We start from the raw sequence: 21759 nt of genomic DNA on the forward strand, positions 1-21759 counted from the left end.
GACGGGCGGCCTTGCTCCGGGCTCCCTTACCCCCGAATAATGCCCCCTTACCCGCCCGTCCTCATGCCCCCCGTCTCAAACGCCCTACTCGCCGTTGCGGAAACCCTGGAAAGGCGCTGGCAGGACTATCTCGAACGCGGCGTCTTCGACGCCTTCGTCGAATTCACCCTGTCTCTCAATGGTCTCGCCGAGCACCTCGCCCGCCAGCAGATGCCCGGGCTGGTGCGCGCCTGCCAGGAACTCGAAAATACGGCCCTGAGCCTCTTCGGCAGCGGGGTTCCCCACCCCCTGGACAGCGACCGCAGCGGCATCATCGACCGCCAGTTGGGCGCCATCCTGCGCGAGTTGCGCCGCCATGAAACGCCGGCCGTCACCAGCCGACGGGGCAGCGAAGCCTCCCTGGGCCACGAAGGCGCCTGGAGCCGGCCGCGCCGCGTTCTCATCGTCGCCGCCCCGCAGCACCCCTGGAGCACCGCTCTCGCCGAGCAACTGGAATTTTTCGGCTTCCAGCCCAGCAGCATGCGCTGGGAAGACAGCCAGTCCGACGCCGAAACACCCCTCGCCGTCGTCTTCATCCCGGACCGGGAAGGCGACTACGGCCCGGAGGCGGTGGCCACCATCCGCCTGTTGCGCTCGGAATTCCCCGCCAGCACCTTCTACTGCCTCTCGGTTCCCGGCGCCCTGGGCGCCATCATCGACTTGCAGCGCGCCGGGGCAGACATCTGCGTCCCGACGGGCGACAAGCTGACCGATCTGGTCTCCCGCATCCTCGATCTGGTCCAGGCCCGCGAGCAGCACGTCGCGCGCGTGCTGGTGGTGGAGGACTCGGCCACGGCCACGGCCCACATCCGGCGCTCCCTTTCGCAACACGGCATTGACAGCGAAGCCATCAGCGATCCCCGCCTGCTGCTCGAAGCCACCGCCCGCTATCGGCCCGACCTGGTCCTCATGGACATGTACATGCCCTACTGCACGGGCGTCGAGGTGACCCGAGCCCTGCGCCAGTTGCGCGAATTCCAGGCCCTGCCTGTGGTGTATCTGTCGAGCGAGACCGACATCGTGCAGCAGGTCGAGGCCCTGCGCCTGGGGGGCGACCAGTTCCTCACCAAACCGGTCAACCCGGTGGTCCTCGCCGCCGTGGTCAAGACCAAGATCGAGCGCTACCGCGAAATGCTCCACTCCGGGCGCCACGACAGCCTGACCGGCCTCCTCAACCACACCGCCGCCAAGGCCCGCCTCGATGAACTGGTGCGCTCCGCCGGCGGCGAGCCGGTCACGGTGGCCATGATCGACATCGACCGTTTCAAGTCCATCAACGACACCTACGGCCACCCGGTGGGCGATCAGGTCATCCGCAGCCTGGCCTGGCTCCTGCGCGGGCGCCTGCGCAGCAGCGACCTCATCGGACGCTATGGCGGCGAGGAATTCATCCTCGCCCTGCCCGGAACCGACGGCGGACGAGCCAAGGCCCTGCTGGACCGCATTCGTGAAGATTTCTCCGAACTGCCGCTGGCCCACGGTAACGGCACCCTGCGCGCGACGTTCAGCTGTGGCCTGGCGTCCAAGGCCGACGCCGAAGATTCCGAATTGCTCATCACCGCCGCAGACGAAGCGCTGCTGGTCGCCAAGCGCTCGGGGCGCAATCTGGTGATCTCCGCCCTCCCTCGCCCGGTCGCCCGCGCCAAGATCTAGTAGGTTTGCGCCGATGCCGAGGCGCGGTAGCGCGCCTCGGGGTGCCCGCGGCCCTGTCCGACGGGGGGCGCCTACTCTTCCCGATGCAGGTGAAAGAGGCGCGTCGCGGCTGACTGGAGGTCCTGCCGCTCTTCGCCCTCGGCCAGATTGAGGGCCTGGGTCGGTGCGTGCAGGAACTTGTTGGTCAGACGATGGGAGAGATGTTCCAGCACCTTGTCGGGGGCTTCGCCCCGGGCCAGGAGCTTGGCGGCATGTTCCAGCTCGTGGCGGCGCAGGCGCTCTGCGTTGTCGCGCAGGGCGCGAATGACCGGCACGGAATCGCGGGAATCCAGCCAGGAAAGAAAATTCTCCACCCGGCTGCTGATGATGGCCTCGGCCTGGACGACCGCCGCCTGGCGGGATTCCAGGCCGCTTTCCACCACCTGGGCCAGATCGTCGACGGTGTAGAGGAACACGTCGTCGAGTTCGCCCACCTCGACCTCGATGTCCCGCGGCACCGCCAGATCGACCATGAAGATGGGCCGATGCCGGCGCGCCCGCACGGCCCGCTCGACCATGCCCAGGCCGATGATGGGCAGCGGACTGGCGGTGCAGGACACGACGATGTCGTGCTGGGGAAGGATTTCGGCCAACTCGTCGAGACGGACCGCCACCCCGCCGAATCGCTGGGCCAAAGCCTGTCCCCGCTCCACGGTACGGTTGGCGATGGTCACCTGGCGCGGCTTCTGGGCGCAGAAGTGGGCCGCGCACAGTTCGATCATCTCCCCGGCCCCGATGAACAGCACCCGCTGCTGCGCCATCGACTCGAAGATGCGCTCGGCCAGATGCACCGCCGCCGCCGCCATGGAAACGATATTGGCTCCGATGGCTGTGGTACTGCGTACCTCCTTGGCCACCGCAAAGGAGCGCTGAAAAAGCTTGTGCAACTGCGTGCCGAGGGTGCCTGCTTCTTCCGCGACGCGCACCGCGTCCTTCATCTGCCCCAGGATCTGCGGCTCGCCGATCACCATGGAATCCAGCCCGCTGGCCACCCGGAAGGCGTGGCGCACGGCCTCCGGCTGCGGAAAGGTATACAGATAGGGCTCGATGCGCGACCGCTCGACGCGATGGTATTCCGCCAGCCAGTCCGCCGCCGCTGCGGGCGCATCGGTCGTGCAATACAACTCCATCCGGTTGCAGGTGGACAGGATGGCGGCCTCCTTCACCGGCTTGGCCGACACCAGATGGGCCAGAGCCTTGGGCAGTCCCTCGGCGTGAAACGCCACCCGCTCGCGGATGGCGAGCGGAGCCGAATGGTGATTGATGCCGAGGGTGAAGATCACGGGTCGCGGGGGAGCAGGAATCGGCCCGGATTATAGCGCAGCCCTCAACGGCCCCCCCGGAGCGCCACCGCGGGGGGATGCGGTGAGAGTGGTCGGAACTGAAAGCCAGCGCGGAGATGCTTGGGTATTCCCAGGTGCTTTCGCGCATCGAACAGACGACAGCGCGCCACGGGGCGGGCAAGGGGCCGGTTGACGAGGTTTCGTTCATGAAGCGGCACGGCCTTGGCGGCCGGATTCTCAATACCCCGTTGGCCGACGAGTACCTGATCCGGGCGCTCGGCGCGAAGGTTTCCATCGACATGCGCCTCGATCTGTATGGGGATCGCGCCCTGTTCGAATTGCCTTGTGCGATGCGAGGGGAGGCCGGGCGGAAGGATTCAACCTAGCAACATAGGTTCAGCTATGTTCGGCCCGCCCCGCATCCCCGCTCGCTTTGTCGCTCATCCTCGCCATAGCTTCGGCTATGGCTGCGGTTCGCTTCGCGCGATCCGGGCGCGGAGGCGCGCCTCGGCATTCACGCAAACCTATCTGACTGACTACTAGGCGCAAGCGCTATGGATCCCGTCAACCCCCTCGCCGCGCTCGCCGCCCTCGTTCGCAAGCGCGTCGAATCCCGGCGCATCGAGGGCAAGCCGGTGGCAGCGGCCAATCGCCCAACTCACGCGGGATCAACCCCCGTACAACCCCGCACCACGCTGCCGGAATTGCAGCGCGAAATCGCGGTAGCTCTCCGCGCAGTTGAGCCCAGCGACCCGAACGCCCGAAGCAAAAAGCTGCGCATCTTCGCCGCGCGCGTGCTGCGCTGGCAATTCGGCGATGCCATGCTCGCCGACCCGGGGTTCGAGCAACTGATCGACGATGTCTTCGGGACATTGGCAGCAAACGAGCAGATTGCCGAAATGCTCGGTGCCCTTGAGGGCGGGGAAAAATAGGGCTTGGCGGCTCGCCGATGACCCCCTTCGGAACGGGCTACCGGACTTCCGATTCGAGAGAGAAGTGAAAGAAGAACCGCTGAGCGTCTAATTTGCAAACAGACTCAATCATCTTTGCTGCATGAATTCAAATGTCTATAATGAATGCATTGAGTGGGAAAACAAAAGGTGATTCCATGGCCATGCTGACAGTACGAAATTTACCCGAAGACGTGCACCGTGCCTTGAAGGTGCGCGCCGCACAGCACGGGCGCAGCACCGAGGCGGAGATTCGCGACATCCTGGAGAAAGCAGCGAAGCCGGAAGGTCGCTTGAAGCTTGGCTCGCTGCTGGCCTCCATCGCCCGTGAAGCCGGCGGGCTGACCGACGGCGAAGCCGAGCACTTCGACCAACTCCGCGACAAGACCCCGGCCGAGCCGATGAGGTTTGAGTGATCCTCATCGACACCAATGTGATTTCCGAGCTATGGAAGGTCGAGCCTTACCCGGCCGTGCTGGCCTGGATCGACGCGCAGGCGGTCGAAACTTTGTACCTGTCAGCCATCACCGTAGCCGAGCTGCGTTTCGGCGTGGCGACCATGCCAGAAGGCAAGCGGCGTTCGATCTATCAAGATCGTCTGGAGCGGGAGGTTTTGCCCGCCTTCACGGGTCGGGTGCTCCCCTTTGATCTGGAGGCGTCGCAAGCCTACGCGGAGCTCATGGCACGTGCGAAATCCGAAGGCAAGGCGATCGGCAAAGCAGACGGCTACATCGCCGCCACGGCTGCCGCCCGCGCCTTGACGGTCGCAACGCGGGACGTCGCGCCGTTCCAGGCGACCGGCCTAGCAGTAATCAATCCGTGGATGATGTGAAGCAACGCAAGAAATCGTGGTCTGTCCCCAATGCCGTTATGTCCCCAATGCCGTTAAGTTAAGGCCGGAATATGGTATAATTCTGACTGCAAAGTAATTATTATTCAATGGGATACATGAGAATGACTTTGCAACTTCCATGCCACACTGGTGGCCAAAATCAAGGCGGCCCTGACCTCTGACGAGTTCATCTCGGAACACCGGGCCAGTCCGAAAGACTTCACCCGTTGCCGCACGCTTACGTTCGCCACGCTGGTCAGCAGTCTGGCCCGCGGCATGACGCGAAGCCTGCAAGGCGAACTGGACGATTTTTTCGGCCGCCTCGCCAATCGGGCTCATCTGGTCCGAGCCGTCTCCAAAAGCGCTTTCTCCCAGGCCCGTCAGAAACTCTTGCCCTCGGCCTTTCGGGCTCTCAACGAGTTGTTGCTCAGCCAGTGGGAGCAGAGCGTCACCGTGCCTCGTTGGCACGGCTTCCGATTGTTGGCGGGCGATGCCACCACCCTGCGTCTGCCGACCTTGCCTGAGGTCATCGACGAGTTCGGTATGCATGGCGACCGCTGGGGTGGACAAACCCCCTTGGCCCAGGTCTTTGGCCTGATGGACGTGACCAGCGGCTTGCTCGTACACGGCGATCTGTGGGCATCGAGTACCCGGGAACGGGAGATGTTGGCGGACAGCTTGGCGCATGTGCGTGCTGATGATCTTTTGCTGCTGGACCGGGGGTTTCCGTCCTATTGGTTGTTTGCCTGGTTGATCGAACACCAGCGCCATTTCTGCATGCGGGTCCGCGATGGCGTCGCCGGCATGGCGCAATTCGCGGCCTTCTTCCAGTCGCGGGCGACGGAGGCTGTCATTCAGGTCGAGATGCCGGCCGCCGCTGTACGCAAGGCAGCTGCCCAGGGATTCGCGATCCGGGAACGTCGCTTTCCCGTGCGCTTGATTCGTGTGTGCCTGCCTTCGGGACAGGAGGAGTTCCTGGTCACTTCCTTGTTGGATAAAGCCGCCTTCCCTGCCAGCGAGTTCGCTGCGCTTTACCACCGCCGCTGGCGCATCGAGGAGTGCTTCAAGGTGCTCAAGTGCCGTTTGGCGGTCGAGCATTTCTCCGGGGAATTGCCGATCTCCATCCGACAGGATTTCCTGGCCAAGGTCTGGCTGGGGAATCTGGTGGCGACCTTTGCTTATCTGGCGCACGCGGCCTTGCCGCCGGAGAAGCAGGGACGCTTCTCGCCCAATCCGACCTATGCCATTACCGCCGTCAGAGCGATCTTGCCTCGTCTCCTTCTGCGCCTCGCCCATCCGGACAGGGCCTTGAGGGATCTGCTCTTGCTGATTGCCAAGACCCTCGAATGGCGGCAGCCAGGGCGCAGCTTTCCAAGAACCAGGCAACTCGTCAAACCAGCTCGGCATCGCGCTTATAAGCCCATCTGATACCATGTCAACGGCCTAACTTAACGGCATTGGGTCTGTCCCCGATTATTTTGCGATTATTTATACCATGTCAAAATTGGGACTCTGTGCATGCAGGATCAGACCTGGCAAGACCATATCTGTGCCGGGCGAATCAAACGCCCCGGAAGTGGAGTAGGGGTACCTCAGCCAGGATTTCGATGAGGCGTTCAGCCAATTGGATGGTAAAAGCCCCCGAGCGAGGATGGCTGACGCAACTTGCGAAGAAAGTGGGCCCGGGGCGCGGCGGGGACATTCCCGCGTTCCCGCATGCCGGCGCCCTACGCGGGACTGGTCCCGGGGCGGCCGAAAAGCTATCATCGCCCTCTTGCCGAATCGTCCCCGCCCCCCGGTCATGTCTCCCCACCCCTTGCGTACCCTCCCGGCGTTCCTGTCCTGCCTCCTGCTGGCGGCTTGCGCCTCGCAGCAGCCCACGCCCCACCTTGCCCAGAGCGGCAACCTCAAGGTCCATCCGGGTCTGCTCGGGCAGCCTGTCCCGCCGGAATTGCAGCCCGTGGATGCGCGGGCGGTAGCGCGGGTGACGGCCGAGGGTGCCGAAGGTTCCGCGGCCACTCGCGAGGGCATGAAGGTGGACGAGGCCGGTCTGCGCACCCAGCGCAGCATTTACTTCGACTACGACCGGTCCGAGATCAAGGATGAGTACGCGGGAGTTTTGGCCGCTCACGGCAAGCACCTCAAGGCCAATCCCGCCCTGCGGGTCAAGGTGGAAGGCAACGCCGACGAGCGTGGCGGCGCGGAGCACAACCGGCGTCTGGGGCAGAAGCGCGCCGATACGGTGCGCCAGTCCCTGGTGGCCGGCGGCGCCGAGGAGAAGCAGGTGCGGGTGGTGAATTACGGCGAATCCCGCCCCAAGCTCCGCGGCCACGACGAGGAATCCTGGGCCGAGAACCGCCGCGCCGACATCGTGTACGAAAAGGAAGAGTGACCATGGCCGAAGCCGGCGAAGCCCCCCGGATTCCATCCAGTCTCCAGCACCGCTACGAATTCAAGCGGGAGATCGGCAGCGGGGCGAGCGGCGTCGTCTATCTCGGCCACGACGTGTATAACCAGCGGCCGGTGGCCATCAAGGTCGCCCATTCCCATATTTTCCGGGATACCGCGGCCAACGACATCACCCGCAAGGCCTGGCTCAACGAGGTCCATCTGGCGGGCAGCCTCAAGCACCCTTACATCGTCGAGGTCTTCGACGCCGGCATCGATCCGGACACCGCCTGGCTGGTCATGGAGTATCTGCCGGGGGGCACTCTCGATCCCTTCACCCAGCCTAACCGCCTCAAGCCCATCCAGGAAATCCTGGAGATCATCTACAAGTGCGCCAGCGCCCTGGATTACGCCTGCCGCAACGGCATCGTCCACCGCGACGTGAAGCCCGCCAACCTGCAATACGTGGGTCCCGGCGAAGTCAAGGTGGGTGATTTCGGCGCCGCCTACTGGAACAAGGACGAATCCACCCAGGTCATGGACATCGGCTCCCTGGCCTACATGGCGCCGGAACTGTTCCGTTCCTGGGTGACGCCCCAGGCCGACATCTACGCCCTGGGCGCGGTGCTGTTCAAGCTCCTCACCGCCCGCCTGCCCTTCGAGGCCGACAACCCGGCCGGCCTGATGTACGAAATCATCAACGGCGAACGCCCCGCCCTGCGCGCCCTGCGCCCGGACCTGCCGGTGGAACTGGAAGCCATGGTCGACCGCATGCTGGCCCGCAGCCTGGAAGACCGCTTCCCCAACTGGAACGAAGTCCTCAAGACTCTCACCGAACTGCTGCCCAAGCTGCGCTCGGCGACGGCGGTGGAGCGGCCGGCCGAATCGAAGCGCCCGGCCCAGGCGGAAACCTACGACCGCCTGCGCCGCCTGCCCATTTTCGAGGATCTGAACGACGCCCAACTGTGGGAGATGCTGCGCCTCTCCAAGTGGTACCAGGTGCCCAAGGACACGGTGCTCATCAAGGAAGGCGCGCCGGCCAAATCCTGCTACATGCTGCTGGAGGGCGACGCCAAGGTGACCCAGCAGAACAAGCTGATCGCCTGGATGTCCCCCGGAACCCTGTTCGGCGAACTGGCCTTTGCCGAGAAGGCTCCCTCCCAGCGGGCGGCCACGGTCATCGCCAACACCGATGTCGTGGTGGGCAAGTGGCCCTTCGAGTCGCTGCACCACGCTTCGCCGGAGCTACAGACCGAACTGCTCAAGATTTTCTTCCGCCTGGCTGCGGAACGGCTGAAGCAGGTGGATGAGCAGTACCTCCTGCTTTACCAGCAGCGTCAGAAAGAAGCCCCCTCCGGCGCCTGAGCGGCTCCGGGCGCCATGGCCGGCGCCAGAGCCCCCCTCTCCGGAGGGCTGCATTACCTCAGCGTTTACCCGCCAGACGGCGCAGGAAGGCGCGCCGCGGGGGTGGCGGCGTGTCATCGCCAGGGGGCTTGGCCTCGGACATCGCCGGGGCACCGGGCGCCTCGGCCAGGGCGGGGGCCTCGGGGGGCGGCGTAAAGGCAGCGGTCAAGGCATCCCGGGCTGCGCCCAGGGCGGCGATCATGCTCTCCAGCCCGGTCACGGGTGCGATCAGCGGGCAATACTGGTAGGGCCCCAGGTCGGGGTCGTCGTCGGCGATGAATTGCAGGGTGCCGCAGGGCAGTTCGATGTAGCGCCGTTCGCCGGCCGGAATATCGCCCCACAGTTCTCCCCCGCCGGACAGCAGGAAGAGGTTGAGAAACCAGGGGGTCACCATGACGCCCACCCAGTCGCCCCGATGGCGGCTGAAGCCCACCGCCGCAACACCCAGTCGGGCATTGACGAAGGGCAAGTCCTGCATGCGCGTTTCCCAGACGTGCAGGTAGTGGTTTTCCAGGAAGGCCGTGGGATCGGCGTCCAGGGGCGTCGCCGGGCGGATGGGGGGAGGCGCCAGGGCGGGGGTACGGATGCGTTGGGTCACGGGCGCTTGAGGTCGGTGAAATAGCGCTCCGCATCATAGTCGCCGTCCAGGGATGCCGCCAGGGCTTCCAGGGCCTCCTCGATGAGGGCCAGTTCCCCGGGTTCCACCACTTCCTTGGCGAAACCCAGGGAGCTCAGCACCCAGGTACCCTGCGGCTGCGGCCCCACCAGCATCATGTTGAGCAGTTCCCGCTCGCCGTGGCGCTCGACCCAGGCGAAGTCGCCCTCCCCTTCCCAGGCCACCACCTGCTTGGGAATGGAGAGGCACATCAGGCGCGCCCCCGCACATCGATCCCCAGGCCGTGCAACTCGGCGACGGTCATGGCCAGCAATTGCGGCAAACGCTCAGCGACGGTGGGGGTCAGCTCCATGCCCAGTTCCATCGACGCCGGCTGAATGCCGATGATGGCCGTGCGCCGGGGCGCCCGGCCGGTGAATTCGAGGCTGGCGAGGACGTCGGAAAGCCCCACCTGGTGCGGCGACAGCTTGGTCTTGAAGAACACCGGCACATCGTCGTCCTTCAACAGCACCGGCGTTCCCGGCGCCTGACCGTGGCGCACGCAATCGACCACGATGAGGGCGTCGAGGTTTTCCAGTTGCTCCAGCATCTCCATGGCGCAGGTGCCGCCGTCGATGACGTTGACCTCGGGGGGAAGGAGGTAGTCACGCTCCAGGCGTTCCACGACGCGAACGCCGACCCCTTCGTCGGAGAGCAGGATGTTGCCGATGCCGAGGACCACGACCGCCACGGGAATCTCCAAAAAAAAGGGGCGCGAGAAGTATCGCGCCCAAAACGACGGAACTCGTTGCCCTGGATCAAACGGCCTTGACCGTCACCACCGGGTTGTTCTCCTGATCCACCACATGCACGGCGCAGGCCAGGCAGGGGTCGAAGGAGTGCACCGTGCGCAGCACTTCCAGGGGCTTTTCGGGATCGGCCACCGGGTTGTCCAGGAGGCAGGCCTCGTAGGCGCCGGGCTGGTCCTTTTCGTTCCTCGGCGCGGCGTTCCAGGTGGTGGGCACCACGCACTGGTAGTTCTTGATCTTGCCGGAATCGATGACCACCCAATGGGACAGCACGCCCCGCGGCGCCTCGTGGAAGCCGACGCCCATCTGCTCGCCCTTGGGGAAGGTCGGCTTGTTGTAGGTCTTCAAGTCGCCCTTGGCCATGTTGGCCAGCAGCAGATTCCACTGGTTCATCAGTTCGTCCGACTGCACGGCGCAGCCCACGGCCCGGGCCGCATGGCGGCCGATGGTGGAGTGCATGGCGTCCAGGCCCACCTTGGCGCCGGCCAGGCTGGAGACCAGGTCGAGGGCGGCGGTGGCGTACTTCTTGGTCGGCTCGTGGCCGGCGGCCAGCATGTTGAGCACCCGGGAGAGGGGCCCCACCTGCATGGGCTTGCCGTAGAAGGTGGGCGACTTGAGCCAGGAATACTTGCCGTTATCCTGGAAGTCCGTGTAATTGGGCTTGGTCTCGCCCTTGTAGGGGTGGAGGGACACGTCGTTGCCGGCGGCGTAGTCGTACCACGAATGCTTGATCGCCTCCGACACGCCGTCGGTGAAGTACTTGTCGCCGAAGGTCTTGATCGGCTTGTGGCTTTCCAGCTTGCCGCCCTCGATATAGCCGCCCGGCAGGGCGAAGACGGTGCCCTTGCCGTCCAGCGGAATATCCGGCACGCAGAGGTAGTCGATGATGCCCTTGCCGTATTTGGTCCAGTCGGCGTAGAAGGCGCCGACGGCGGCCACATCGACCAGATAGACGTTCTTGACGAAGTCGTCGAGCTTCTCGATCCACTCCTTCACCGCCAAGAGGCGCTCGACGGTAAGCACCGACTGGGAGTCCAGGGAAAGCGGGTTGGCCACGCCGCCCACCGCCACGTTCTGGATGTGGGGTGACTTGGAACCCAGGATGGCGACGATCTTGTTGGCGTAGCGTTGCACCTCCAGGGCCTGCAGGTAATGCACGGTCGCCAGCAGATTCACCTCCGGGGACAGCTTCATGGCCGGGTGGCCCCAGTAGCCGTTGGTGAAAATGCCGAGCTGGCCGGTACCGACGAAGCCCTTCAGCTTTTCCTGCACCTTCTTGAATTCGGCCTCGCTGTTGTTGTTCCAGTTGGACAGGCTCTGGGCCAGGCTGGCCGCCTTCTTGGGGTCGGCCTTCAAGGCAGAAACCACGTCCACCCAGTCCAGCGCCGAGAGGTGGTAGAAATGCACGATATGGTCATGGATGGCGTGGGCCAGCATGATCATGTTGCGGATGTACTGGGCATTGACCGGGATTTCCAGTTGCAGGGCGTTTTCCACCGCCCGCACCGAGGCGAAGGCATGCACCGTGGTGCACACGCCGCAGATGCGCTGGGTGATGGCCCAGGCGTCCCGCGGGTCGCGGCCGATGAGGATGTTCTCGACCCCCCGCCACATCTGGCCCGAGGCCCAGGCCTTCTTGACGCGGCCGCCGTCCACTTCCACATCCACGCGCAGGTGGCCCTCGATGCGGGTGATCGGGTCGATGGTGACTCGTTTGGACATGATTAAGCCTCCTGAAAGGCCGCCCTGAAGGAGGCGGCGCCCCCGTGGGGGGCAGCGAACACAAGGTCGAAGACCGCAGGACAGCCGAAGGCTGGTCCCGCGAAGCGGGATGCGGCCTTGCCGCACAAAGTGAGCGTGGGGGTCATTTTCTTTCCTATCCCTGAATTCAGTGGGCCGCGGCGGCACCCTCGCGGGGCAGCACCGGGAAACGGCGGGTGATGATGATGTAGGCGAGGACTTCCAGCGCGAACATGCCGGCGGTGACGATCATTTCGGCGATGGACGGGAAGTAGTTCCAGCCCGTGTCGACGCCCAGGCCCGTGTCGTAGCCGATGAGGAAGCCGTTGAGGCGCAGGAAGACGCCGCCCACCATGATGGCCACCCCGGCAAGGAAGAGCCGGGCCGGATTGCGCCGGGCGGCAGCCGACCCGACCAGGACGAAGGGCGCCAGGAAGGCCAGGTTCTCGATCCAGAAGACGAAGGCTTCCAGGCTGGGACGGAAGGCGTTGCCCAGGGCGCCGCGCACCACCAGATCGCCGAAGCGCACCACCAGGTAGGCGCCCAGCACCCCCAGCATGACCTTGGCCATGGGTTCCAGCAGATGGACTTCGATCTGCCGCCGGTAGGCCGAAGACGCCACGCAGGACTCGAAGAGCACCACCCCGTAGCCGATGGCGATGGCGGTCAGCAGGTAAAGGAGCGGCACGACGGGGGTCTGCCACAGGGGATTGACCTGGGGCCCCATCACCACCAGGAGCGTCCCCAGGGACGACTGGTGCATCATGGGCAGCAGGGTGCCGAGGGCGATGACGACGAAGAGCACCTTGTCCAGCTTCTTGCGGGCGTCCTTCAGGCCCCAGTGCTCCAGGAAGGCCGGCGAGAACTCGATCCACATCACCAGGATGTAGGCCGAGATGCACACCGCCACCTCGAACATGACCGAGTTGGGATTGGCGTAGCCCGGCGCGAAGATGTGCCAGAAGTTCCAGTAGCGCCCCAGGTCGAAAATGACGCCGACCCCGGCCAGGGTGTAGCCGAAGAGGCTCGCCAGCAGCGCCGGCCGCACCAGCGGGTGATACTCGCCGCGGTTGAAGATATAGACCAGCATGGCCACCGAGAAGCCGCCGCAGGCGAAGGCGGAACCGATGATGACATCGACCACCACCCAGATGCCCCAGGGGTAGCCGTCGTTCAGGTTGGTGACCGCCCCCAGGCCGAAGAGGAAGCGGGTGATCAGAACGGCCAGCATGGCGAGCACCAGGACGCCGCACACGAAGGTCGCCGGATTGAGCAGGCTGCCGCCCACCGGGGCGGGCGCTGCGTGACGATGGGCGCTCATGACTGGCCTCCTTCCTTGCCTTCCTCTTCGGCCACCACGTTGCGACGGGCGATGAAGGTCAGGGCACCGAGGACGGCGATGGGCATGATCAGCCCGCCGTACAGGGTGTGCTGGATGGTTTCCGAAGTGGCGGCGGAAGCCGTCGGCTTGAGGTCGGGCATGCCCGCCTTCTGGAAATTCACCGCCGAGAGCTTCAGGACCTGGGTACCCCCGTATTCGGTTTCGCCATAGACGTGTTGCAGATAGTGGCCCACCTGGGCCTGGTAGCTCTGGTCCGGCTCGTCGCGCCAGCCACGGCGGCGACGCTCGCCCTTGCCATCCTCGCCGGTGGCCAGAATCTTCTCCTGGCCGTGGCGCAGGTGGCCGCGGGGAATGGTGGTCCACTCGCCGGGCTTCAAGGCAAGCCGGCGCTTGGCTTCGGCCAGCAGATCCTCGGTGCGGCCGAAGAGGGTCGCTCCGGTGGGGCAGACCTCGGCGCAGGCCGAGTAATGGCCTTCCTTGTGGCGGTGGCGGCACAACTCGCACTTGCCGATCTTGCCGGTGGGCGAATCGTACTGGTACTTGGGAATGCCGAAGGGGCAGGCGGCAACGCAGTAGCGGCAGCCGATGCAGGCGTCGGCATCGTAGCCGACGATGCCGGTCTCAGGATCCTTGGTCATGGCCGACACCGGGCAGGCCGACACGCAGGAGGGGTCCGCACAGTGCATGCAGGAGGTCTTCATGAAGGAATAGCCGTTCTCTTCGGCGTCCTTCACCTCCATGGTGCCGTGGCGGTACATCTTGATGAGATTGAAGGTATGGCCCGAGGTATCCAGCGGGGTATCCCACAGGTGGTCCATGACGTTGAATTCGGGCGGGTTCTCGTTGGCCTGCTTGCAGGCGGCCACACAGGCCTGGCAGCCGACGCAGAGGGTGGCGTCGTAGAGGAGGCCCATGGCTCCCGGGGGACGCTTCAGCGTCTCCCGGGCAGAAGCCGCCTCGGGCACCACGGTCGCGGCCGCCGCCGCGCCGCCGGCCAGGCAGCTTCTGAGAAAGTTGCGGCGACCGGCGACCGGTTCGCCGCTGGTCCGCCCCAAGGCGGCTGGCGCCCCTTCGCGGGGCAGCGCTTGCAGTGCGCGTGGGGGCTGTGTCATCTCAGACCTCCGTTTTTTCGCCGGACTGCTTGGCTTCTTCCAACTGCTCGGCCTTGTGCGAGAGACCGAGATTCCTGGCCACCATGGCGCCCGCCCCCGCCGCCGCACCGGCCACGGCGGCCAGCACCGCGGCGGACCCCAGGCTGGCGCCGACGCCCTTCTGTTCAGAGATGCGCGGCAGATAGACGCTGGGTTCGATGTTCTTCATCTTGGCGACGGCATGGATCGGCTTCTGGAAGCCCACCCCCTGCTCGGTACAGCCGATGCAGGGGTGACCGCAGGCCACCGGCCAAGTGCCGGCCCCGGCGTCGCCGAAGAGGATGACCGAGCAGTTGGCGTAGGTCTCCGGTCCCTTGCAGCCCAGCTTGTAGAGGCAGTAGCCCTTCTTGTGACCTTCGTCGCCGAAATCCATGGCGAAGCGGCCGGCGTCGAAGTGGGCGCGGCGCTCGCAGTTCTCGTGGATGAGGCGGGAATAGGCGAACTTGGGCCGGCCCAGTTGATCCACCGCCGGCAAACTGCCGAAAGTGAGGAAATGCACCACCGTCGACAGGAAGTTGTACGGATTGGGCGGACAGCCGGGAATGGTCACCACGGGTTTGCCCAGCACCTTGGCGACGCCGGAGGCGCCGGTGGGGTTGGGGTCGGTGGAAGGCATGCCGCCCCAGGAAGCGCAGGAGCCGATGGCGATCACCGCCGCGGCGTGCTCGGCGCATTCCTTGGTCAGCTCGATGGCCGTCTTGCCGCCGATCTTGCAGTAGACGCCGTTGTCCTTGGTCGGGATGGCGCCCTCGATGACGAGAATGTACTTACCCTTGTTGGCCTCCATGGCCGCGTGGCGCGCCGCTTCCACCTGGTGGCCGGCGGCGGCGAAAAGGGTCTCGTGGTAATCCAGCGAGATGACGTCGAGGATGAGCTTTTCCAGGGTGGGATGCTCGGCCCGCAGGAGGGACTCGGAGCAACCGGTACATTCCTGGAAGTGCAGCCAGATGACGCTGGGCCGCGGCTTGGTCGCCACCGCCTCGGCCACGGCCGCATCGGCGCCCTGGGCGAGCCCCAGGGTGCTCGAAAGCGCCGCGCAGAATTGCAGGAATTCCCGCCGCGTCATGGAAAGCCGCGCCGCTGCGGCGTCAATGCGCGCGTCGGTTTCCAGCGCGATCAGATTCTGGTTTGCCATCGTTTCCCCCTTTTATGCGGCCGGTGGTCCGGCGCCCTCTCTGTCGGGGGGAATGTTCTTTTCTGGTCTAAGCTCAGCCCGCGAAAAACGGCCCTGTCGTGAGCGCTTCCCGAGGGGAACAGGATCTCGCCAAGCAACCCGGTTCGATCCTGCAAGCACCCGTGTGGTGCATGACTCGTGCCATGATAAGCAAACGCTTGATTATCATTGGCTTAAATAAAAAGCCGGGGCTCAATTCCCGCCATCGCATTGTTCAACTTGGCGGCCGGTCTGGTTAGTGCGCTTTCATCCTGAAGGATTAGTCCGCCCGATCAGGCCTGATTGCCTGGGGATCACCGCGAGCGCCCCTGGCGGTTCGCCGCAGACTTGCGCATAATTGCAAAAAATCTATTCACACATCTATTCACTTATCCATTCAGCTCCAATGTCCAGGCACCAGGAAGCGATACGCCAACAGCTGTCCGCCGGCCCGGTGCCGGCGCGGCAACTCATTGATCGCATTGGCCTTAGCCAACCCACGGTTTCCCGCGGTCTGGCTGCCCTGGGCGATGAGGTGGTTCGTCTGGGGGCCGCGCAATCCATTCAATACGCCCTGCGCGACCGCAGCCGTGGCTTCGGCGATCTGCCGGTCTATCGTGTCGATGCGGACGGCCTGATCAGTCACATCGGCGAGCTCGTACCCGTACGTCCCGAGGGTTACGTGATGTTCCGCCAGAGTGGCAAGGCCCTGTACAGCGAAGGCCTGCCCTGGTGGCTCATGGATATGAGGCCCCAGGGCTATCTCGGTCGCGCCTATGCGGCGCGCCAAGGCGAGGTGCTCGGCCTGCCCCCCGACGTGAATCGCTGGAGCGACGCGGATGCTCTCCGTGCGCTGCTCGCCCATGGGCACGATCTGGTTGGCAATCTGCTGCTGGGCAATCTGGCCCGGGCGCGGTTCACCAGTGCCGATGATCCGCCGCTGATCTCCCAGTCGTCGAAGGCAAGGGTGTACGTCGCCCTGGCTGCTGACGCCGCCAAGGGTGAGGTTCCCGGATCGTCCGCCGGCGGCGAGCAGCCCAAGTTCACAGCCTACGCCGAGACGGAACACGGTCCACGGCATGTGATCGTGAAGTTCAGCGATCCGGTCGATTCGAGCCTGTCCGAGCGCTGGCGGGATCTACTCCTTGCCGAGCATCTGGCCTTGCAGACTTTGCGCGCCGCCGGGGTGCCGGCTGCAGCGAGCTGGATTCACGACCACGCCGGTCAGCGCTTCCTCGAAGTCGAGCGCTTCGACCGGGTAGGCATCCGGGGGCGCCGTGCCCTGTTTTCGTTGTTGGCGGTCGATGCCGAGTTCGTCGGCTTGGGCAGCGGCCCCTGGCCGGCCGCGGCGCGGCGGCTGGTCGATGAAAAGACCATTCACCCGCAGGCAGCGGCGGGTGCCTCGCTGCTGTGGGCTTTCGGGGCGCTGATCGGCAATACCGACATGCATTTCGGCAATCTGTCCTTCATGACCGAAGGGGGTGGGCGACCCTACGACCTGGCCCCCTGCTACGACATGTCGCCCATGGGATTCGCTCCGCGCAGCAGTGGCGGGATGAGCGACGGCCTTCCCGAACCGGTTCTCCATGAGAGCGTTCGCCCCCAGGAGTGGCGCGACGCGCTGGCCCTGGCGCATCGCTACTGTGAAGCCTTGTTTGCCGCTGAGGGTTTCAGCCCACGGTTTTCGCCCTGCATCGACACGTTGATGAGCCATATTGAATTGGCGGCGGTACGAATTTCGCGGCTCGGCGACCGATAGGCCACTGCCGCATCAGGGTGGCGGGGGGTGTGGCGGAAGAGAGCAGGAGTCGAACCTACCCAAGCCTGTTTGACAGGCCCTGACGGTTTTGAAGACCGTCCGTCCCACCGGGGAGCGATCTCTTCCGTGGTTCATGCCTGACCGAACTGCGCCGCAGAACCGCGCAACACGTGGGTGTCGCGTACGCGGCGAGTGTAGCCGACCCGGTCGAAGAATTCGAGGATGTGGATGGCCACCTTGCGGCCACCGCCGATCTCGTCCCGGAGTGGCGCAGCGCGGGCGGCGCCGTCACGGGTGGCGAGGGCGGCGACGCGCCGGGCCAGGTCGGCTATCGACTCGGCCGTGAAATAGTGGTCATGGGCGACGGGATAGGCCTCGCCCAGGCGGGCGACGCGCTTCATGAGGGCGCGGACCGTGTCTTCGGCAAGGCCACTGGCGCGGGCCATGTCCCGCACCCGGGGGGGCCCGTAGGGGGCTGCGTCGAGCAGGGGTTTCAAGGTCTGCCAGAGGTCGCGGTCGGCGGCGGCGAGTTGCACCCGGTGCTCGGGCAGATGGAGCCAGGCGTGGGTCTGGGCCAGGCGGCCGGCGGCCAGGAGTGTGTCCACCAGGGCGTCGAAGGCGGGGCGGGCCAAGGCCGGCAAGGTCAGGCGGCGCAGCCGGTCGCGCTCGACGCCGGGCATGTCCGGGGCGCGCTCATGTTCGTGGGCGAGGGCTTCCAGCGCCCGCGCCTGCAGGGCCTGCCAGCGGCTGGCGGCGAAGGCGGTGCCGCCGATGACGGTGAGGCCCAGGGCGGCCACCAGGCGGGCCTGGGTCGCCGCATCCAGATTGCGGTTGCGGGCGTGGCGGGCGAGGTCGACGCCGGCGGGCAGGCTCTCCGCCGCCAGGCGCAACGCTGCCGTGGGATCGGGGTCGGCGAGCGCCGCCAGCATGGCCAGGCGCTCCGGACTGCGCTTGTGCCGGCTGGGGGGAAAGATGTCGAGCACCTGGCCGCCGCCCAGTGTGCTGCGGGCGCCGGCATCGCGCAGGATGAAGCGGTCGCCGGCCAGGGCGCCGATATCCCGGTCGACCTGGACGTGGGCCAGGCCACTGGCGCCGGGGGCGATAGTGTCGCCCTCAAGCAGCGCGACGCGGGCGGGTACGTCGCCGGCGCCCAGGTGAAGGTGCACCGGCAACCCATGCTTCAAGGGCGGCTGGCCCGGCAGCACGCGCAGGGTGGCGTCGAAGTGGCGCAGCGGTTCGTGCAGGGGGGACGCCAGCACCCACATGCCGCGGGCGACTTCCTGCTTTTCCACCCCGGCCAGGGCGAGGGCGACGCGTTGGCCGGCTCGGCCCGACTCGGCCGGCTGGTCCTGGACACGCAGGCTGCGCACCCGTACCGATTTGCCGGGGGGCGATAGCAGGAGGGTGTCGCCCACGGCAACCTGCCCGGCGAAGGCGGTGCCGGTGACCACGGTGCCGATGCCGCCCAGGGTGAAGCAGCGGTCCACCGCCAGGCGGAAACCGCCGGCAGCCTGACGGTCCCCCAGTTGCCTGGCCGCCGCTTCGAGATGGGCGCGCAGTGCGCCAATGCCGGTGCCGCCGGTGGCAGCTACGGGAAAGACCGGGGCACCGGCCAGGACGGTGGGGGCGAGGAGTTCGGCGATTTCGGCCCGGGTGGCGGCGATGCGCTCCGGGGCCACGGCGTCGATCTTGGTCAGGGCCACCGCACCCTGGCGGATGCCCAGGAGTTCGACGATCTCCAGGTGCTCCCGGGTCTGGGGCATGGGGCCGTCGTCGGCAGCTATCACCAGGAGGGCGAAGTCGATGCCGGTGGCGCCGGCCAGCATGTTGTGGATGAGTTTTTCGTGGCCCGGGACGTCGATGAAGCCGAGGACGCCGCCCGCTGGTAAGGGCGTGTAGGCGTAACCGAGATCGAGGGTGATGCCGCGCGCCTTCTCTTCCTTGAGGCGGTCGCAATCAACCCCGGTGAGGGCCTTCACCAGAGTGGTCTTGCCGTGGTCGATGTGGCCGGCAGTACCGACGATCATTTGGGCCTAGTCCGCCAGAGGCTTCCCCGCTCGCCCCGAGGGTGCGAAGGACGAACGGGGAAGCCGGATTCGAGGCATGGTCCGCAAACACCATTCACCCTTCGATACCTCAGGGCGAACGGTGTTTGAATGGTGAACTGGTCAGTCATTGCCGGAGCATCAGAACCGGCCTGACGGTCGGTCTGTGGCGAGGCATCCCCGGTCGGTCCGTGCCAGAGGCGTCCCCGGTCGGCCTTTGGCAGAGGCGTCCCCGGTCGGCCTTTGGCGGAGGCGTCCCGGTTGCTCTGTAGCGGAGGCATTCCCGTTCGTCCTGAGGTATCGAAGGACGGGCGGGAATGCCGGGGACAGGCCGCAAACACCGCGCACCCTTCGAACCTTCAGGGCGCAGCGTTTGAATGGAGTGCCGGCGAATCATTGCTGGGGTGTCCCAATAGGCCCGGCCCGCTGTCCTCGGCGGAGGATTTCCTGTTCGCCCTGAGGGTGCGAAAGACGAACGGGGACGCCGGGTTCGAGGCATGGTCCGCAAACACCATTCACCCTTCGATACCTCAGGGCGAACGGTGTTTGAATGGTGAACTGGTCAGTCATTGCCGGAGCATCAGAACCGGCCTGACGGTCGGTCTGTGGCGAGGCATCCCCGGTCGGTCCGTGGCAGAGGCATCCCCGGTCGGCCTTTGGGAGAGGCGTCCCCGGTCGGCTTTTGGCAGAGGCGTCCCCGGTCGGCCTTTGGCAGAGGCATCCCCGGTCGGCCTTTGGCAGAGGCATTCCCGTTCGTCCTGAGGTATCGAAGGACGGGCGGGAATGCCGGGGACAGGCCGCAAACACCGCGCACCCTTCGAACCTTCAGGGCGAACGGCGTTTGAGACGGGCGGTGGTGGCTCATTTCAGATGCCCTGGCAATGGATTGTCAGTGCCCCAGGCCAACTGCCGTATTCGTTTCCAATCCCCCGCTATCAAGGCTTCCTTCTTCGCCCGGCTCCAGCCCTTGATCTGCCTTTCTGCCGCCAGGGCCTCCTCCCGTGTCGCAAATTCCTGGGACCAGGCCAGGGAGACCGGGCGGCGCGTCGCCGTATAGCCCCCGCACTCGCCGGTTTGGTGCTGTCCCAGCCGGTGCGGCAGATCGTCCGTATGGCCGGCGTAATACGAGCCATCGGCGCAGTGGAGCAGGTAGGCGGTGAAGCTCACGGCAGCCTGAGCTCGGCCAGTTGGGCCGCGAAGCGGGTCTCGTCGCCGGCTTCGAGGCAACGCAGATCCAGATGGTAGGCATCGTCGCGGATAGAGCCGATGACCGGCACGGGCAGGGTGCGGAATGCGGCTTCCAGGGCGAGCAGGGCCTTACCCGGACGCCTGGCGGTGGGGCGCAGGACGAGGGCGGCGGAAGGCAGGCGCTCCGCCGGCAGGGCGCCGCTGCCGATCTGGCTGGCGCAGGGTTCCACCGTCACCGTGGCGAAGGCGCCGACGGCGGCCTGAACGGCCGGCAGCAGACGCTCCCCGACGGCGGCCATGGCGGCCTGGGGTCGGGTGAGCAGGCGCAGGGTGGGCAGGCGCTCGCGCAGGCGGTCCGGGTCACGGTAGAGGCGCAGGGTCGCTTCGAGGGCGGCCAGCGTCGTCTTGCCCACTCGCAGCGCGCGTTTGAGCGGGTTCTTCTTGATCCTGGCGATCAGCGCCTGGCGCCCGACGATGAGGCCGGCCTGGGGGCCGCCCAGGAGCTTGTCGCCGGAAAAGGTGACGATGTCCGCCCCGGCGGCCAGGGCTTGCTGGGGCGTCGGCTCGGCCGGCAGGCCGTAGGCGGCGAAATCGCATAGCGTGCCGCTGCCCAGATCCACCAGCAAGGGCAGGCCGGCACCGTGGGCGATGCGCGCCACCTCGCCCTCCTCCACCGCTGCGGTGAAGCCGGTGACGGCGTAATTGCTGGTGTGCACCTTCATCAGGAGCGCCGTCCGGGGACCGATGGCCTCCTCGTAATCCCTGGCGTGGGTGCGGTTGGTGGTGCCGATTTCCACCAGCTTCACCTGGGCCCGGCGCATCACGTCCGGGATGCGGAAGGCGCCGCCGATTTCCACCAGTTCGCCGCGGGAGACCACGGCTTCCTTGCCCTGGGCCAGGGCGTTGAGGCACAGGAGCACGGCGGCGGCGTTGTTGTTGACCACGGTGGCGGCGATGTCCGGGTCGCCTCCGGCGACGATTTCGGCCAAGAGAGGCGACACCAGGTCGTCCCGGTCGCCCCGGCCGCCGGAGGCGAGGTCGTATTCCAGGGCGCAGGGGGCGCGGGCCGCCTCCACCATGCGGGCGATGGCTTCCTCGGCCAGCTGGGCGCGGCCCAGGTTGGTGTGGAGCACCGTGCCGCTGAGGTTGAACACCGGCCGCAGGCGCGCGCGGCCGGATTCATCGGCGCGGCGACGGATGGCGGCAAGGAGCGCGGCTTCGTCCGGCAGCGGCAGGCCGCCCCGGGCGCCTTCCCGGGAGGCGGCCAGTTCTGCACGGACGCAGGCGCTGACCGGCTGGCGGCCGTGGCAATCGATGGCGTCGGCCAGTTGCTGCAGCAGGCGGTCGACGGAAGGGAGGTGGAGTTTTGGTGAGGTCATCGTTTTCACC

General features: G+C 66.1%; 20 protein-coding genes and 1 tRNA gene. 9 read left to right on the forward strand and 12 right to left on the reverse strand.

The window, feature by feature from the left end; genetic code table 11:
• Positions 1 to 63: 63 nt before the first annotated feature.
• Positions 64 to 1692, forward strand: coding sequence for a diguanylate cyclase (locus IPM73_14400; GenBank protein ID MBK8919191.1), 1629 nt, complete (start codon positions 64 to 66; stop codon positions 1690 to 1692).
• 71 nt (positions 1693 to 1763) lie between these two features.
• Here IPM73_14400 and IPM73_14405 read toward each other — a convergent pair whose 3' ends face one another.
• Positions 1764 to 3014 (reverse strand): glutamyl-tRNA reductase, encoded by a 1251-nt coding sequence (locus tag IPM73_14405; protein MBK8919192.1) that lies wholly within the window; start codon positions 3012 to 3014, stop codon positions 1764 to 1766.
• 134 nt (positions 3015 to 3148) lie between these two features.
• On the opposite strand from IPM73_14405, the gene IPM73_14410 reads away from it, so the two are divergent.
• From IPM73_14410 to IPM73_14440, 7 genes are all read left to right on the forward strand, one after another.
• Positions 3149 to 3400 (forward strand): hypothetical protein, encoded by a 252-nt coding sequence (locus IPM73_14410; protein MBK8919193.1) that lies wholly within the window; start codon positions 3149 to 3151, stop codon positions 3398 to 3400.
• A 168-nt stretch (positions 3401 to 3568) separates the two neighbouring features.
• Positions 3569 to 3946 (forward strand): hypothetical protein, encoded by a 378-nt coding sequence (locus IPM73_14415; protein ID MBK8919194.1) that lies wholly within the window; start codon positions 3569 to 3571, stop codon positions 3944 to 3946.
• Positions 3947 to 4122: 176 nt separating this feature from the next.
• Positions 4123 to 4380 (forward strand): Arc family DNA-binding protein, encoded by a 258-nt coding sequence (locus tag IPM73_14420; GenBank protein ID MBK8919195.1) that lies wholly within the window; start codon positions 4123 to 4125, stop codon positions 4378 to 4380.
• Positions 4377 to 4796, forward strand: a complete 420-nt coding sequence (locus IPM73_14425; protein MBK8919196.1) for a type II toxin-antitoxin system VapC family toxin — start codon at positions 4377 to 4379, stop codon at positions 4794 to 4796. The genes IPM73_14420 and IPM73_14425 overlap by 4 nt, the downstream gene beginning before the upstream one ends.
• A gap of 150 nt (positions 4797 to 4946) precedes the next feature.
• A complete protein-coding gene (locus IPM73_14430) occupies positions 4947 to 6224 on the forward strand; it encodes an IS4 family transposase (GenBank protein ID MBK8919197.1) in 1278 nt (425 codons plus the stop codon).
• 373 nt (positions 6225 to 6597) lie between these two features.
• Positions 6598 to 7188, forward strand: coding sequence for an OmpA family protein (locus IPM73_14435; protein MBK8919198.1), 591 nt, complete (start codon positions 6598 to 6600; stop codon positions 7186 to 7188).
• Positions 7189 to 7190: 2 nt separating this feature from the next.
• Positions 7191 to 8549, forward strand: a complete 1359-nt coding sequence (locus tag IPM73_14440; protein MBK8919199.1) for a protein kinase — start codon at positions 7191 to 7193, stop codon at positions 8547 to 8549.
• Between the two features lie 58 nt (positions 8550 to 8607).
• Here the strand turns inward: IPM73_14440 and hybE are convergent, their stop codons facing one another.
• The 7 genes from hybE to IPM73_14475 form a co-directional block, all read right to left on the reverse strand.
• Positions 8608 to 9186, reverse strand: a complete 579-nt coding sequence (gene hybE / locus IPM73_14445; protein ID MBK8919200.1) for a [NiFe]-hydrogenase assembly chaperone HybE — start codon at positions 9184 to 9186, stop codon at positions 8608 to 8610.
• The gene (locus tag IPM73_14450; protein ID MBK8919201.1) at positions 9183 to 9455 is read right to left on the reverse strand and encodes a HypC/HybG/HupF family hydrogenase formation chaperone; all 273 of its coding nucleotides are present in this window, start codon (positions 9453 to 9455) and stop codon (positions 9183 to 9185) included. The genes hybE and IPM73_14450 overlap by 4 nt, the downstream gene beginning before the upstream one ends.
• Positions 9455 to 9934, reverse strand: a complete 480-nt coding sequence (locus IPM73_14455) for a HyaD/HybD family hydrogenase maturation endopeptidase (GenBank protein ID MBK8919202.1) — start codon at positions 9932 to 9934, stop codon at positions 9455 to 9457. The genes IPM73_14450 and IPM73_14455 overlap by 1 nt, the downstream gene beginning before the upstream one ends.
• A gap of 67 nt (positions 9935 to 10001) precedes the next feature.
• Complete coding sequence (locus IPM73_14460) at positions 10002 to 11714, reverse strand: nickel-dependent hydrogenase large subunit (GenBank protein MBK8919203.1); 1713 nt, start codon at positions 11712 to 11714, stop codon at positions 10002 to 10004.
• 166 nt (positions 11715 to 11880) lie between these two features.
• Positions 11881 to 13053, reverse strand: a complete 1173-nt coding sequence (gene hybB / locus IPM73_14465) for a Ni/Fe-hydrogenase cytochrome b subunit (protein ID MBK8919204.1) — start codon at positions 13051 to 13053, stop codon at positions 11881 to 11883.
• Positions 13050 to 14186, reverse strand: coding sequence for a hydrogenase 2 operon protein HybA (gene hybA / locus IPM73_14470; GenBank protein MBK8919205.1), 1137 nt, complete (start codon positions 14184 to 14186; stop codon positions 13050 to 13052). The genes hybB and hybA overlap by 4 nt, the downstream gene beginning before the upstream one ends.
• A gap of 1 nt (position 14187) precedes the next feature.
• Positions 14188 to 15360: a hydrogenase small subunit gene (locus IPM73_14475; GenBank protein ID MBK8919206.1), complete on the reverse strand. Its 1173-nt coding sequence runs from the start codon at positions 15358 to 15360 to the stop codon at positions 14188 to 14190.
• Positions 15361 to 15784: 424 nt separating this feature from the next.
• Between IPM73_14475 and yjjJ the strand changes: the two genes are divergently transcribed.
• The gene (gene yjjJ / locus IPM73_14480; protein MBK8919207.1) at positions 15785 to 17137 is read left to right on the forward strand and encodes a type II toxin-antitoxin system HipA family toxin YjjJ; all 1353 of its coding nucleotides are present in this window, start codon (positions 15785 to 15787) and stop codon (positions 17135 to 17137) included.
• Positions 17138 to 17167: 30 nt separating this feature from the next.
• Here yjjJ and IPM73_14485 read toward each other — a convergent pair.
• From IPM73_14485 to IPM73_14500, 4 genes are all read right to left on the reverse strand, one after another.
• Positions 17168 to 17263: transfer RNA gene (locus IPM73_14485), tRNA-Sec, on the reverse strand.
• 5 nt (positions 17264 to 17268) lie between these two features.
• Positions 17269 to 19164, reverse strand: coding sequence for a selenocysteine-specific translation elongation factor (gene selB, locus IPM73_14490; protein MBK8919208.1), 1896 nt, complete (start codon positions 19162 to 19164; stop codon positions 17269 to 17271).
• A gap of 879 nt (positions 19165 to 20043) precedes the next feature.
• A complete protein-coding gene (locus tag IPM73_14495) occupies positions 20044 to 20349 on the reverse strand; it encodes a GIY-YIG nuclease family protein (protein ID MBK8919209.1) in 306 nt (101 codons plus the stop codon).
• A complete protein-coding gene (locus IPM73_14500; protein MBK8919210.1) occupies positions 20346 to 21749 on the reverse strand; it encodes an L-seryl-tRNA(Sec) selenium transferase in 1404 nt (467 codons plus the stop codon). The genes IPM73_14495 and IPM73_14500 overlap by 4 nt, the downstream gene beginning before the upstream one ends.
• Between the last annotated feature and the right edge of the window lie 10 nt (positions 21750 to 21759).

It is taken from the genome of Betaproteobacteria bacterium (assembly GCA_016720065.1).
In the GTDB taxonomy this organism is placed as follows: Bacteria; Pseudomonadota; Gammaproteobacteria; order Burkholderiales; family Rhodocyclaceae; genus SSSZ01.